This window comes from Agrobacterium sp. ST15.13.013 (genome assembly GCF_027956525.1).
GTDB classification, from domain to species: domain Bacteria; phylum Pseudomonadota; class Alphaproteobacteria; order Rhizobiales; family Rhizobiaceae; genus Agrobacterium; species Agrobacterium salinitolerans.
In genome coordinates this window covers 33,230-47,901 of record NZ_JAQKGP010000012.1, presented here as the reverse complement: position 1 = coordinate 47,901, position 14,672 = coordinate 33,230, and the positions used below count along the sequence as shown (strand labels likewise).

The following is a 14,672-nucleotide window of genomic DNA, read 5'->3' as shown; positions in this document are numbered from 1 at the left end:
ATTGCAAATGACCGGCGCAGTGTGCCTGTCTTCCTCCAGGACAAGGGTTTTATGATCCAATGCTGTTATCGTCGAATACCTCGCCACCGGGCCCCACTGAGCGGCAAACGTCCATCGCGTTCTTTGAACGCGCCTCCTCCGTTTTTCCAGGCGGCGTCACACGCGCGACTATTGAGCTGGATCCCCACCCGGTCTTTGTTGCCTATGGGGAAGGCGCGTTTGTGACCGACGTCGACGGCCACCGTATGCTGGATCTGAATAATAACTTCACAACCCTGATCCACGGACATGCCTATCCCCCCATAACTGAAGCGATTGCCGGGCTACTAAGAGCAGGCAGTTGCTTTGCTAATCCGATGAACCATGAGATTGATCTTGCCGAATTGCTAATAGGCAGGATTCCGGCTGTTGAGCAGGTCCGCTTCGTCGCGAGTGGAACTGAAGCCGTCATGTTTGCCATCAAGGCCGCTAGAGCAACGACCGGCCGGGTCGCAATCGCTCGGGTGGAAGGTGCGTACCACGGCGCATATGACTGGGCGGAGGCGGGACAGCACGCATCGTCGAACACGACCTGCGCCGCCTATCCCGGCATGCCCCCAAGTGTAATAGACGACGTCGTGCTCCTCCAATTTAACTGCCCCACGCAGGTGGAGCAGCAGATAACGATGAATGCCGGGCGCCTTGCGGCTATTCTTATCGATCCGATGCCCAGCCGGGCGGGTCTCATAAAGCCGACACACGAGTTCATCGCAACAATCAACAAGGTGGCGAAGCAGCATGGGATCGTCATTATCGCGGATGAAGTACTGAACCTCCGCCAGGGTTTCGCTGGAGCCTCAGCGCGCTACGGTCTGGAGCCTGACCTCGTCACAATGGGGAAGATCATCGGCGGTGGCTTTCCGGTAGGGGCAGTCGGCGGACGTCGGGAGATCATGTCGGCCTTTGGCAAGCAAGGAAGTAAGGCACCCGTGACGCAAGGTGGAACCTTTTCTGCAAATCCCGTGTCGATGGTCGCTGGCCGTCTTGCGATGGAAGCCCTGACGGAGGATGCGTTCCAACGTCTCGAACATCTGGGTAACCTGGTTCGCGACGGTTTGAGATCACGCATCGAACGTCACGGCGCAAATCTGAGCGTGACGGGAGCGGCTTCGCTTTTTCGAATACACGCCAAGAAGGTGACGCCGGTTTCTTATCAGGACAGCATTCCGACAGCTTCGGAAGAGACCGTCCTGAAACTACTGCGCAGGCACTTTGCAAACAATGGGATTTTGATGCCCTACGGCGCCGCTGCGTCGCTATCAACGCCCATGACGGACAGTGAAATGGGTGACATTGTTTCCGTCTTTGACGATTTCCTCGTGAATCTTGATCGACATGCTTGGGAGGCCGCATAATGGATACTGCAGTTCATGAAATAACCGTCGCTGAGCGCATTGCCCACGCGCTGAGGCGCCATGATGTGGAGGTGATCTTTGGACAAAGCCTTCCGTCGGCGGTCATTTTGGCGGCCGAAAAGATCGGCATAACGCAGATTGCCTATCGCCAGGAAAACATGGGGGGCGCCATGGCCGATGGCTACGCCAGACGTTCTGGCAAAGTCGGCGTCGTGGCAGCCCAGAACGGTCCTGCGGCGGCGCTGCTGGTTGCTCCGCTGGCTGAAGCACTCAAGGCGAGCGTTCCGGTCGTTGCACTCGTCCAGGATGTGGAGCGTGATCAGACTGATCGAAACGCGTTTCAGGACCTCGATCACATCAGCCTGTTTCAGTCATGCACAAAATGGGTTCGTCGTGTTTCCGTGGAAGAGCGGGTAGACGATTACATCGATGCCGCGTTCACCGCCGCCTCGTCTGGCAGAGCAGGTCCCGCAGTCCTGCTTCTTCCTGCGGATCTTTTGCGATCCGCGTCTACTGCCCCAACAAGGAGAAGAGCGAACAATCTCGGCCATTGGCCGCTCGACAGATCACGTCCCGCCGACAAAGATCTGGATATCGCTGCGAAAGCGATAGCAAACGCCCGCGCACCCGTCGTGATAGCAGGCGGCGGCATCCACGCCTCCGGGGCTGCCCAGCAGTTGCGACTGCTACAGGACGAGTGCTCGATACCTGTCTTCACAACGAATATGGGTAAGGGTTCGGTTGATGAGTGGCATCCTCTCTCAGGCGGTGTGCTGGCATCGCTTGTCGGCCCGAAGTCACTGGGCCGGCACACGGTCGAGATCGTTCGCGAAGCGGACCTTGTCGTCTTGATTGGCACGAGGACGAACCAGAATGGTACAGACAACTGGCGGCAGTACAGTCCCAATGCCCAGATGATTCATATAGATACCGATCCACAGGAAGTCGGGCGGAATTTTGAGGCAATTCGTCTTGTTGGTGATGCACGGGAGACCTTGGCCGGCCTACGTGAAAGGATCAGGCTTTGTGACTTACGCCTCAGAACCATTTCCCGCGAGGCTGTCTGCGACCGTCTTCGGGAAAGCTGGCGGAAATTCAATGACGATCGCCGGGTCTATTACAGCTCTGAGGCCTCACCGCTTCGTCCAGAACGGATTATGGCCGAGCTTCAAGGGGTAATCGATGAAAACACCACTGTGGTGGCGGATGCTAGTTATTCATCGATGTGGGTCCTCGGCCAACTCAGAATTTCTTCTGAAAGGACGCGTGTGCTCACCCCCCGGGGTCTTGCGGGACTTGGGTGGGGAGTTCCCCTTGCAATCGGCGCCAAGGTCGCGGCACCTCCAAGCGATGTTGTAGCACTGGTGGGAGATGGGGGATTTGCGCACAGTTGGGCCGAGCTTGAAACACTGGTCCGCATGCAAATTCCGATTACGATCATCGTGCTGAACAACGGAATTCTTGGCTTCCAGCGTGATGCCGAAACTGTAAAATTCGGAAAGTACACAACCGCCTGCCATTTTGCAGAGGTCGATCACGTCAAGATTGCACAAGCGTGTGGATGCGACGCCGTCCGGGTCACGCAACCGCAGGACCTCAAGGGCCATATGCAAAAGGTGAAGAACAGAAAGTTGCCGTTGCTCATTGAGGTTGTGACCGATCCTGAAGCTCACCCGGCACTTTCTCTCTTTGCTCAGATGGACAGTGCTGCATGACGAGATATTGTCAGAGCCGAGTCGCAGTGGTCGCCGGAGGCACGTCCGGTATCGGAATGTCGGTTGCACGACATTTACTCGATATTGGCCACAAGGTCGCGGTTTTTGGGCAGACAGAAAGCGCGGCGAAGGCCGCGCGCTCTTCCTTCGGGGCTGAGATAGCATCTAACCAGTTACTGGTCGGTTGTTGCGACGTTAGAAATCGAGGCGAGGTTGCCGATTTCTTTCGCGATGTCGAAACCTTGTGGTCCTCCACTGCGCTACTGGTTTATTGCGCGGGCATTTCGCCGAAAGCAGCGGACGGTGCGGCCAGGCGATTTACCTCCGTTGACCTTCGCGAGTGGAATGATGTCCTGGACGTGAATTTGACCGGCGCCATGCTCTGCTGCCAGGCGGCATTACCAGGTATGGTCGATAAGGGATTTGGCCGGATTGTCCTGATCGGATCGCTTGCAGGGCGAACACGGCCGATGATCGCCGGTGCGGCATACGCAGCATCAAAAGCCGGGCTAGCTGGCCTGGCCCGCGCGCTCGTCAGCGAATTTTCCGCCGACGGGATCACGATCAATGTCGCCGCTCCGGGTCGCATCTTGACGCCAATGACGGGAACCGCGGAGACGCCAGTCAATCGTGACGCAGCAAAACGAATACCCGCCGGTCGACTAGGAGAGGCCGAAGAAGTGGCACGGCTGGTCGGTTTTTTAGTCTCCGATGAAGCCGGCTTCATCAATGGAGCGATCATAGACATCAACGGCGGCGAGTACACGCCCGCTTGAGCCAAGGATAGTCAGACGCAGAAAACAAAGCGAAGGGAGATGCTCTTGCGTTACTCGATCATCATCCACACGACTGACCCGGAGCTGTACCTTATTTTGCGTTACATTCTCGAGCAGGCCGGTCACGACGTCGACCTGCTGCCGAGCCTCGACACGTTTTTACCGGATAATAGCAAGGTTGAGCCACAGCGTCGCACAGTACTGATCTGCCTTGCAACGGACGATCTGCTCCGCTCAGCGGTTCTTATGAAGAAAAAGCAGCCCGATATTCGACTTGTCGGCTTCCCGCTTGACAATAAAATGTTAGACGGCGTTCAATCGTCCGTATTTGACTATCTGGTGAGGCGCCCTTTTGACCCAGGCAGCCTGCTTGAGTTTCTCAAGTATGGCTTGCCGTCTAACACAACCGCACCAACTGATCTCAACGTTTTTCTCGATGACGTGGAAATTAATGTTGCATCCGTGCGGGTCCGGCGGGGTGAGACGCACATCAGTCTTTCGCCACTGCATTTCCGGATCCTGTTGTATCTTGCAAGAAACACAGACAGGGTCGTCAGCCGTGACGAACTCATCCGGAATTGCTGGCCCGAGGATGCCGATGTCGAACCGCGTACAGTGGACATTCACATCGGCAAAATAAGACGGTCCTTGAACCGTCACGGTCGCGACGTCATTAGAACCGTGCGCTCCGCAGGATATTCGGCCACAAAATTATAATCGGGCGCTGACAATTCATACGTCAGTAAGTGACCGGAAAACTCTGGCCCAAAAAAGAAAATCGCCATCCCTTCCGTCGAGACGGGCATCGATAGCACTAAAGGCGACTGCGAGCGCGGCATCCGTACCAAAGATCATTCTGGCAACTGCCGTAGCGTCGGCTTCATCGCAAAACGTGAGAATGTCATCGCCGGCGCTATCGGCAATGCCTGCACTGTTCAAACTATGCATGTAACCTCCGAGCCACCCGGCGCAGAACGACGAATATGCCGGGCGTTCAGGCTCGTTTCAGAGATGCAGAGCTCAACGCCTGCATGTTCGCCCATGGCTACTCGATCAGGTTACGGCTTCCCCGCCCATGAAACACCGGGCCCTTGGAAAGCATCTTTATGATGTCACATAATGAGCTAAAAGCTCAAGCGAAATGGCGGAGATTCGGGGATATTTCCCTAATTATTCTATTTTGCATGGATGACTACCCGTGATTGCATTATTTTTTGTGACATCATATGACGGCTACGAACTGTCGTTGTATATTTGAGGGTCTGAGATGCAGCAAGAGATAGAAACAAAAGCCGCGGTCGCAATTTTTACCGAGAACGCGGACTATTTTGCGATGCTCAGACACATTCTCTCCACGGAGGGTACACGGGCGGTTCTCTGCGATAGAAACGAAATCGGCGACAAAGTAGCCCAGCCGGACATCGTGGGACTGATCCTCGACGTGGATCGCGATCACAATGGGGCGGCCATCATCTGCCAGCGCATCAAATCGTGCGACAAGACGGAAAAAAAGCCAGTACTTGCCATCATTCCCAACGGTGACACCGAAGCTTATATGGAACTCATGCGGGCAGGCGCGGATCAGTGCCTGATCCGCCCATTCTGGCCACCACATCTGCTGGGCTTTCTCGAAGGCATAAACCCTTTCCGGCAACAACCAGTCGCGACAAAGTCACCAAACGCCCCCCTTCAACTGGGCGAAATCGAACTTTGGCCGGAACGCAAACGCGTTTCAGTTAGCGGCATCGAACTCACCTTGGGGCCGATCGAATTCAAATTGCTCGAACACCTACTTACCGCTCCCGGCAGAGTGTTCAGTCGGGACGAGTTGATAGCGGCGGCGTGGCCGAATGAGGTCTACGTGCAACCGAGGACGGTAGACGTTCACATTGGCCGTATCAGGCGGCATCTGAAGAAAGCGGCAGGCTTCGACGTCATCAGAACTGCGAGGTCAAGCGGCTACGCCATCGATGTAGCCTCGCAGCCGATATAAGCGCCGTTCTGGTTTATGACGCCAAAGGTTTACAGAGATTTCTCAAAATCTTCCGAGAGCGTTTGTTGATCGTTGCGATAATTTGCCGATCCTGCATGCATCTTTTTGGTTAGGGGACGCGAGAAATGTCGACCGACAAAACGCTGCAGCACGCAAGCCGAAACACCGGGGGATTGATAGATCATGCCGAAGACTACTTCAACGCGGCTCATCAGCACGGCTTGATGGCCCTATATGCGCGTCCAAGGGCTGCGAGGCAGGTAGACGTCGATTTTGACGGCTTTCCATCACAGCGCATCACGGATTTCGTGCGTTGTTCATATCTGGGCCTCGACAATCATCCACTCGTCATAGACGGCGCGGTCAAGGCGATTGAGGAATACCGGGCACTGCACTGGTCATGTGCAAGGACCCGACTGAACTTTGCAATCCTCTGCGATCTGGAAAATTCTCTTTCAGATCACTTCAAGGCGCGGGTCATTACCTACACAACCGTGCTGGCGGCGAACATGGGAGCATTGCCTATCGTCGCCTCCGGACACCTCACTGGCGGCATCAGGCCGATGATGGCATTTGACCGCCACGCGCACGCAACACTCGCCTTTCACAAGGGCACAATAGCTCTGGAAACGCAGGTTCGTACGGTGGCCCATAATGATCTCGACGCATTGGAGGAGTTGTGCCGGGCCAACAGGGCCGTGGCTTATGTTTGCGACGGCGTCTACTCGATGGGTGGACATGCGCCCATTCGGGACCTGCGCTACTTGCAGGATAGATACGGCCTGTTTCTCTACATCGATGACGCCCACGGCGTATCAATCTGCGGGAAGAACGGCGAAGGATTTGCGAGGTCACAATACGGAAACGAACTCGGCGAGCGAACAATCATAGCCGCGTCGCTCGGAAAGGGTTTTGGCGCCTCGGGCGGAATGTTGATGCTTGGTACGGCGCGTCAGGAAGAACTATTCCGGCGTTTTGCCGTCGCGCACGCTTTTTCTGCGTCATTGAATGTTGCGGCAATCGGTGCAGTTTCAGGTTCGTTGACAATACACCGCAGCGACGAGCTTTTGCGAAGACAGCTCGCCCTCAGTTCCAATATCGAACTTCTGGACTCGATGCTGGTGACAGAGCAAAGAGGTGCACCCTTGCCAATTCGGACGTTGAACCTTGGCACCGAAGAGCGCGCCGTCAACGGGACCCGGGCGCTCCTTGATCGAGGAATTTACGGCTCGGCGATCTTCTTCCCGACAGTTGCGAAGGGGAAGGCCGGCATTCGCGTTTGTGTCACCTCGGACCATACATGTGAGGAAATCAGAGCACTTTGCACAGCCCTGTCAGAGATCATGGACGACCAGACAGTATCGTAAGTCAGCATCGGGCTGCAGTCGCTCAGAAAGCCGGACTTGCGAAGGGATTAGACGGGTTTTCGGACAGCAACATTTGTTGCCAGCAAAGTGTGATGTAAACTACAGATTGAGACGGACGAATCCAGCCTGTTGCGGAAAAGAGAAGACATTTGCCGAACATGAAGACATCGCTCGACCATATTCCCCCGCAAATACAACAGGAACTCCAGCGCGCGCTGGAGATTATTCACGAAGAATTCGAGGATGCCCTGGAGGGAGGCACGGCGAAATTCAAAAAGCGTGGACGGATCCTGAAGATCATCCTCTTCGGATCCTATGCCAGGGGTACGCAGGTGGACGAACCGTTTACTTCCAAGGGGTATCGATCTGATTTCGATCTTCTTGTGATCGTCAACAACCGCAAGCTGACGGATTTTGCGGAATATTGGTACAAGGCTGCCGACAGGTTGATCCGTGACAAGACGATAAAAAGACCCGTGCAGATCATCGTCCATTCGCTGCGAGAGGTGAACACCTCCTTGCAGGAGAGCCAGCATTTCTTTTCCGACATCCGTAAGGAAGGCATCGCTCTTTACGAGCTGGACGACAAGCCTCTCGCAGAGCCTAAGACGCTGACTCCGGAAGCGCACTTGCGAGTCGCAAAAGAGCATTTTGACCATAGGTTTATCGCGGCTTCGAAATACAAAAAGGGCTTTGACTTCTACAATCGGGAGGGAGATACCAAAGAGGCAGCATTCCTGCTACACCAGACGATCGAGCAGGCATATGCCAGCGTTCTCCTAACGCTGACGAACTACACGCCGGCGTCTCACAATCTCAAAGTTCTGCGATCCTTCGCAGAAGAACGGGATCAACGACTGATCGAGGCCTTCCCTCGCGAGCACCATCGGGAGAGAGCGTGGTTCAATACGATCAACGAAGCCTACGTGAAGGCACGCTACTCCAGCCAATACGAAATAAGTCGGGAAGCGCTTGACTGGATTGGCGAGCGAGTAACGATACTGCTTGGTCTGGTGGACGAGGTATGCCGCGACCATATATCGGCGCTTGAGGCAGATGCCGGTCGTGAGATTCGCGAGCAAGACGTGGCTGAAGAATAGAGCGCTTCGGCGCTTTCCCTAATTGCCTTTATATGGTGTGCCGTGACGGCTAGCAGCACTGCCGTTCACTAACCGCGCCTTGGTGGAGTTCCAATGAAGAATACCTGAAAGCAATGATGAGGGTGAAACCGTTGTCTGCGGGCCCTTGACCGTCTTGTGCGTCGCGTCTGAGATTTTATGTAGCATCCGCCCTGTCATCCGAGGAAAACTTCATGTGTATGAGCCACTTTATCGCCGACCGATGATCGCGTCACGCGCTGCAGCTGCTCCGGCCTCCCTATTTGTCTGACCGGTCGCGGAGAATTTCCAATGGCCAAACATATTTCCGAAACGTTCGTGTCGATACCGGATCCGGATCGGACGCGCGATTTGCTGTGCGCTACCCTGCGCGGCTGGTCTTTTTCAATCACCAACAATCATTCCGAACGACTTCTTGCCTTTGACTCCGGACGCGCCATCATCACCCGTGCAGTCGGTGGCCTTCACCTTCATGTGGAGGCCAAGGATCCGTTAACACGCCTCGGGATGCAGTCCGTGCTGCAGGCAGCTTTTTCACTGGTTCCTGCACATCAAATCTTGAAGCTCGAGTGGAATCTTGTCGTGGCGAGCCACCAGAGTGATCGCCCCCCAGAGAGGGAGCGCCCGCAACGGATCAGGTAGACTCTCAGCTTTCCGGAAAAGACAAGCGAGCAAGAGCATAGCACCGAGGTCGGCGAACAGGCGTATAGGTTCTCTGCCTGTGCAAACACTATACGGCTGTGGCAGAGAGCAACTTTCACCGTGGTCGTCACACCGTTGATCAGAACGATCTCATGGCGCCAGTCGAACTCAGCTTCAGCCGCGCCAGATGGGTCTCCTTGGCGCTTATGTTTTCCTGGTCAGTCTATATTTTGCAAGCGTCAACCAGCGATCAGATTAACGGATCGCTCGAGTATCTATCAGTCGATGTGACCGGCGTTCCGAAAAAGCCTCACGTCATCGGCCTTTAAGGGCCGAAACGAAATGAATTCGTCTGCGGTGACTGGGCCGAGGCCCAACTGCTCAATCAAGCTTCGGTCACGATGGCCCCAAAATAGGGCAATTACTTTTGGCGCAAGGATGTCTCTCGCGCCTCCATTTCGGGGGATAAGCTTCATGTAGTCATGTTGTTGGGCCAGTGCGCTTACCTGCTGCCGCGATATCGGCCGACCTTCCACTTTCTCGAACAGCGCTGCAATATGACTGGTGCCGCCTCGGGCTGACATGATCTCCATGCGATCCAACACCGACAGGACCTCCCAGAAATTTGGTGGATACGGATGCTGGCGCAGTATCCAGCATATGTTTACATGCTGGGCTGCCAGGAGCTGGCCCTTGCCGTCCTGGTTCGTGCTAAGGAGAAGGTATTCGGGTCGACAGACTACCACACCCACGCCGCAAAGCGCCGTTTTCTCCGAAGACCTAACTAGGAGCGCAGGCCCTCCTATGAAGACCACCGGCTTCGCCGGATCACGAGAGGGGATTTGCAGGATGGTGACATCGAAATCAGATTGGCCAGCACCTCGCTATAATGCACTGGACGACACCTCGTCGTGCGTTTCTGTGGGCCGGCACAAGCCTCATGCCGTCAACCGACGTTTCATATTTTCCTTCAACGGGTCCGTCCCGCCATGCCGGCTCCTATCGAGTAAAAATCCGCCCTCGCTCGATCGAGCGACGCTGACGTTCAGCAATAATCTTCTGGCTGCTCTCTTCCCGTACCGCCCGTTGCAGGACCAAGAGGCGCTCCTTGATTGCCTCGAACGCACGACGCTGAGCAGGCGATACGCGCTTGATAACATCCCTCTCTCCTCGCAAAATCGCGTTCCTGCCAAAACGCTCGTCGAGGGCCCGGCTGACTTCTGCAAACTCCCGGGCGATGTGCGCATCTAGCAAGCGCGCGACGGCATCCTGTCCGGCCTTCTTTTGCCTACCCGTGCTCCTGTTTATATCGGCCACCAACGTGGACAGCGCATCCTCGGCCGCCTGCGACAGCCCGGGAATGGCGACCGACATACACCGGCGCTCTTCGGAGACCGCGCGGGTCTCCGCATCAAAGGCACTGGCCCACGACACGCCGAGTGATCGAATGCAGCTTGCCGCCTCCGAAATGGCTTGCAAGGCTTCCTTCCGCTCCCGGCCGACAGCGAGCAATTTGTCCATGATACGGCCGGAACCTCGCAACGCGCCATAGGCTGCGGGATCGTTGGCGACGGCCGCGGCGATCCGTTCGCCCGCAAAGCCCTTCAGGATCAGTTCCTCGATCTTCCCGACGGCACCTGCCGGATCGCGCCAGATGCGCTCTGCTGCGCCAAAAAGGGCGGTGCGATTTTGACCGTAGTGAGAAACAGCGCGCGCCCTCTTCCGCGCTTCCTGGTCGATCGCGGTTTCAAACTCCGTTACAGCTGCAAGCATTGGCAACACCCCTACCGTCTCTTTTCCTGGCTCGACGCTGGCACCTGCAACGATCCTGGAGCGATCTTTCGTTTCGGCAAGATGCTGTTCTTCTGCAAAGCGGCGCACGACGGCAAACAAGCGCGCGAGCTTTTCGCGCCGATCCGGGTGAAGGTCTTCCGGCATGCGCTCGATCATGTTTCGCTCGGCAACAGCGTCTGGCTTATCGGTGAAGGCGGACCATCCGAAGCGAGCGGTGAGAGCGTCGTTGACCGCCCTCACCTCCTTCACCAGAAGACGATCCTGCGCCGCGTAGGTGAAGGCGGTCTTGTAGGCATCCGTGCCACCGCGCTCGCGTACGGCTTCGATTTCGGCAAGGCGCCCCATGGCCTGGTTTGAAAGCGCCGGGATCGACAACGACATATGGGCGCGGCGTTGCTCCTCGCGCAGGCCGAAACGTTCGGCCTGGCGGCGGAACTCTGTGGCATGGGCACGTGCCAGCGGCAGCAATTCGGACAGGGCCAACACCGCCGTATCGCGCTCGGAGCGGGCCGAACGGCCATCGACCAAAATATCCGATCCACGCAGACGGCCGAGACGCTGTGGCGAGGCCTCAAGATCCTCGGCAAGCTCGCGGGGCGCAATCCGCGCGTCGGACGCAAGCGCGTTCAATCTGGCAAGCGCGCTTTCGGGATCGCGATAAATCTTTTGCAAGACCGGCTGAAGAATCGCGTCGCGTTCCCTCCAGCGGTCTGAGCGAAGCTGCGCGCGACGGGCATCTTCGTCGACACCACGGGAAAACAATGTTGTCGGCGCAATAAGATATCGTCGATCAGCCGGAACTTGGGTCGCAAGGTTTTCGGTACATTCTTCATTATAGGAAAAACGCCTCTCACGTTCGATCGCAAAACCGAGCGCCACGCTCGCCCGCTCCCAAAGCTTCGCCACCTGCTCGCGCTTCTGCGCCAGCCACGCCAGCGGCCGCCCTGCCCCGGCCTCCATCCAGGCAGCGGCCCCGGAAAGCGTATCGATACCGCGACGGTGGGCAAAATCCCGAGCGTGTGCCTGGTAGCCAGCCTCGCTCTCGAAATCAAGCGTCGTCGTCTTGGCGCCGGAGCGCCCAAGACGTTCCACCAACTGCTTGAACAGCTCCGGCCGATGGCTCTCCTGCTCGATGCGCTGCTGGCGGACCTCCGCCGTTTCGATCTGTTTGGCAGTCCAGACATTTCGATCGACCGTCCGTTGCTCCAACCTCTTCTTTCCGGATTTCTCGCCGATGACGGGCACCGTCACCGTCACCCGTTCGACGCCGTCCTTTCGCAACGTCACCGTGTCCCCTTCCGACACGCCGGCCTCGTCCAGGGCCTTCGGCAGGCTCACGCCCCAAAGCCGATGCACGGTCCCGTCGTCGGTCTTCACATCAGCATAGGGACTTTTATCGGCACCCTCATCCTGCGGCCGGAACATCGCATTGCCGGTTCCGACCAGCTCGCCCGTCACGCCGGCGGCGTGATCGATCGGGGACCTCATCCCCCATTCCCACTTTGGCTTAAAGTCCTCGCGAGCAGCATAAAGATCGGCCCGGTCGCGATGGCGGGTCATCGATACATAGGCCAGATGCTGATCCATCATGCCGGTCGCGAGCACGAATGTCCTGTCCACGCTCGCGCCTTGAGACTTGTGAATGGTCGCGGCATAACCGTGATCGACATTGCGATAGCTGTTTTCGCTGATGACCACATCCCGGCCATTATCGAGACGGACCGATAAAAGCGGGCCACTGTGCAGGCCGCCGGTAGAGACGACCGTGCCGAGCATACCGTTCTTGACATATTGGGGTCCAAGCTTTCGCGCACCCGGCTCAAGAAAGCGGGCGTTTTCAAGGAAGATGATCCGGTCGCCACCGGCGAACTCCCGTACGCCTCGTGCCGTCTGGAATTCACGAGAGGCGGTCAGCGCGGCCTCATCTTTCATGACGTTGCGCAGCGCTTCGTTGAGCCGCCTCACGTCGTCATTTGTATGGGCGAGAACAAGCAGTTCGCCACCACGCAAGCGGGCCGGCTGTTCTTTATCGGCATTTTGCTGGATGAGGTCGCGGCGAGCGCTCGTCCAGTCGGTAACGATGCGCTCCACAGCTTCATCCCGGCTTCCGGTCTCGACGATATGGCCCCGCTGCGCATAAGCGTCCAGCCCATTCTCGACCTGACCGCGGGCGAAAAGACGGGAGGCCTGTCGCGCCCAGTCTTCACGCTGGCGCCGCACACCGGCAAGTTCGGCAGAACCAATCCGCTCGGAAATAGCCCGGAAGGCGGCACCGGCCTGGATCGGTTGAAGCTGCATCGCGTCACCAACGAGAACCACCTTGGCTCCGGCCTCCTCGACACGCCTGAGCACACGCGCCATCTGGTGCGACGAGACCATGCCGGCTTCATCGATGACAAAGATATCTTGCCGGTGCAGCAGATCGCGTCCGTTCTCCCAAGCCATTTCCCACGAGGCGAGCGTGCGCGATTTGATGCCTGAACTGTCCTCCAGCCCCTCGGCAGCCTTGCCGGCAAGCGCCGCCCCGAAGATGCGGTGATCGTCGCTCTCCCAGGCGACGCGCGCCGCGGCAAGCAGCGTCGATTTGCCGGCACCGGCAAGCCCGACCACAGCCGCAATGCCATTGTCGCCGGCGATATGATGGACCGCCTCCACCTGCTCGCGATCGAGCCTGAAGCGATTTTCCGCATCGCCGGTTTCTATGGTTCTGACGGCCGCGGCAATTTTCGCTGCGGCGACGCCTAAGCCCTTGCGCAGGGCCAGGGCTTCGGCCGACTGCGCCATGTCGTATTCGGCGCGCAGGATATCGCGTGTGGTGAAGACCGCAGCTTCCGCCATCTCGCCGGTCTGAAGGTCGGCCTGTTGCGGCTTCAACAGCACGAGATCATTGGAGGCCATAAGCTTGGCACGTATGTTGGCGAAATCGGTGGGATCGTCGACATAGCGGTGCAGTACCCTGGCGATATCCCGCTCATCGAAGGTAGACCGCTCGTTGGCAAGTTGCTTCAGCAGAAGCGCTGGTTCGGCCAGCAGCCGGTCCGCCATTTCATGACGGCGCGCGAGATCGGCCGGTGCGAAATACATCTCGATCCCCTTGCGGGCGAGCGCTGCCTTCTCCGGCCCAAGATGTTTCTGGGCAATGCCGTCGAGCCCCTGTTCGGCGTAGGAGCGCCCGTCGAGACGGATATCATGGCCGGCAAGCGCCAGATGCCGATTGGTCGTTTCCGCCCAGGCAATCTTCCAGCTCTTCATCGTTTCTTTGTCTCCGGCCCAGAGCTTGTAGACGATCTTGCCCTTCGGTCGGTCCGGCGTGACGACCCGCATTGGCTCGCCGTTGGTGCCAATAACCGGCACTTTCTTCGGCCCGAAGCCATCGTCCGCCAGAGGTCGGAGTGCGGTCATCAGGTGGATGTGCGGATTACCATCCTTATCGTGATAAACCCAGTCGGCGATCATGCCCCTGGACGTCAGATTGTCCCGGACGAACTCGCGAACCAGGGCAATGTTCTCTGACCGGGTCAGCTCTTCCGGAAGCGCAACGATCAATTCGCGGGCAAGCTGCGCGTCCGCGCGCGTCTCGAAAGCGTCAACTGCGTTCCAAAGAGCCTCGCTGGCCGCAGCAACGCTCTTCCCATCGATAGCCCTGCGCAGCCAGGCCGGTATCTGGTCCGGCAATGCGAGTTCCTCATGCTTGAGTTCGGCCGCGCCGCCACGGTAACTGAAGGAAGCTCCAGCCTGTTCGTCTACCATCCGCGCCCGATGACGATAGGCGGCGGCCGAGACGATGCTGCGTCCACCTCCCCTGCTGATCACCTGCGCTCTGACGAACATAATTGCCAATGACGTCTCCAGACCCTTTGAGGCACGTCGCGC

The 14,672-nt window shown here is 57.5% G+C and carries 11 protein-coding genes; 8 read left to right on the top strand and 3 right to left on the bottom strand.

Annotated elements, in window-relative coordinates; genetic code table 11:
* Positions 1-59: 59 nt before the first annotated feature.
* From PL597_RS13790 to PL597_RS13775, 4 genes are read left to right on the top strand one after another with little or no spacing between them, the layout of a single operon-like run.
* Positions 60-1,394 carry an aspartate aminotransferase family protein gene (locus tag PL597_RS13790; protein ID WP_271365418.1) on the top strand — a complete coding sequence of 445 codons (1,335 nt, stop codon included), beginning with the start codon at positions 60-62 and terminating at the stop codon, positions 1,392-1,394.
* Positions 1,394-3,109 carry an acetolactate synthase catalytic subunit gene (locus PL597_RS13785; RefSeq protein WP_271365417.1) on the top strand — a complete coding sequence of 572 codons (1,716 nt, stop codon included), beginning with the start codon at positions 1,394-1,396 and terminating at the stop codon, positions 3,107-3,109. Before PL597_RS13790 ends, PL597_RS13785 begins: the two co-directional genes overlap by 1 nt.
* A complete protein-coding gene (locus PL597_RS13780; protein ID WP_271365416.1) occupies positions 3,106-3,885 on the top strand; it encodes an SDR family oxidoreductase in 780 nt (259 codons plus the stop codon). The genes PL597_RS13785 and PL597_RS13780 overlap by 4 nt, the downstream gene beginning before the upstream one ends.
* Positions 3,886-3,924: 39 nt before the next feature.
* Positions 3,925-4,602, top strand: coding sequence for a response regulator transcription factor (locus tag PL597_RS13775; RefSeq protein WP_271365414.1), 678 nt, complete (start codon positions 3,925-3,927; stop codon positions 4,600-4,602).
* Between the two features lie 15 nt (positions 4,603-4,617).
* On the opposite strand, the gene PL597_RS13770 is transcribed toward PL597_RS13775, so the two are convergent.
* Positions 4,618-4,833 carry a hypothetical protein gene (locus PL597_RS13770; protein WP_271365413.1) on the bottom strand — a complete coding sequence of 72 codons (216 nt, stop codon included), beginning with the start codon at positions 4,831-4,833 and terminating at the stop codon, positions 4,618-4,620.
* Between the two features lie 319 nt (positions 4,834-5,152).
* Between PL597_RS13770 and PL597_RS13765 the strand changes: the two genes are divergently transcribed.
* From PL597_RS13765 to rctB, 4 genes are all read left to right on the top strand, one after another.
* Positions 5,153-5,878 (top strand): winged helix-turn-helix transcriptional regulator, encoded by a 726-nt coding sequence (locus tag PL597_RS13765; RefSeq protein WP_271365411.1) that lies wholly within the window; start codon positions 5,153-5,155, stop codon positions 5,876-5,878.
* A gap of 125 nt (positions 5,879-6,003) precedes the next feature.
* Positions 6,004-7,245, top strand: a complete 1,242-nt coding sequence (locus PL597_RS13760; protein WP_271365410.1) for an 8-amino-7-oxononanoate synthase family protein — start codon at positions 6,004-6,006, stop codon at positions 7,243-7,245.
* A 158-nt stretch (positions 7,246-7,403) separates the two neighbouring features.
* Positions 7,404-8,345: a nucleotidyltransferase and HEPN domain-containing protein gene (locus PL597_RS13755; RefSeq protein WP_149148753.1), complete on the top strand. Its 942-nt coding sequence runs from the start codon at positions 7,404-7,406 to the stop codon at positions 8,343-8,345.
* A 309-nt stretch (positions 8,346-8,654) separates the two neighbouring features.
* Positions 8,655-9,005 (top strand): SMa0974 family conjugal transfer regulator, encoded by a 351-nt coding sequence (rctB, locus tag PL597_RS13750; protein ID WP_271365408.1) that lies wholly within the window; start codon positions 8,655-8,657, stop codon positions 9,003-9,005.
* Positions 9,006-9,283: 278 nt separating this feature from the next.
* Here rctB and PL597_RS13745 read toward each other — a convergent pair whose 3' ends face one another.
* Both PL597_RS13745 and traA read right to left on the bottom strand, forming a co-directional pair.
* On the bottom strand, positions 9,284-9,820 hold the full coding sequence (locus PL597_RS13745) for a NaeI family type II restriction endonuclease (RefSeq protein ID WP_271365407.1): 537 nt from the start codon (positions 9,818-9,820) through the stop codon (positions 9,284-9,286).
* 184 nt (positions 9,821-10,004) lie between these two features.
* Positions 10,005-14,639, bottom strand: a complete 4,635-nt coding sequence (gene traA / locus PL597_RS13740; protein ID WP_271365406.1) for a Ti-type conjugative transfer relaxase TraA — start codon at positions 14,637-14,639, stop codon at positions 10,005-10,007.
* Positions 14,640-14,672 lie beyond the last annotated feature (33 nt).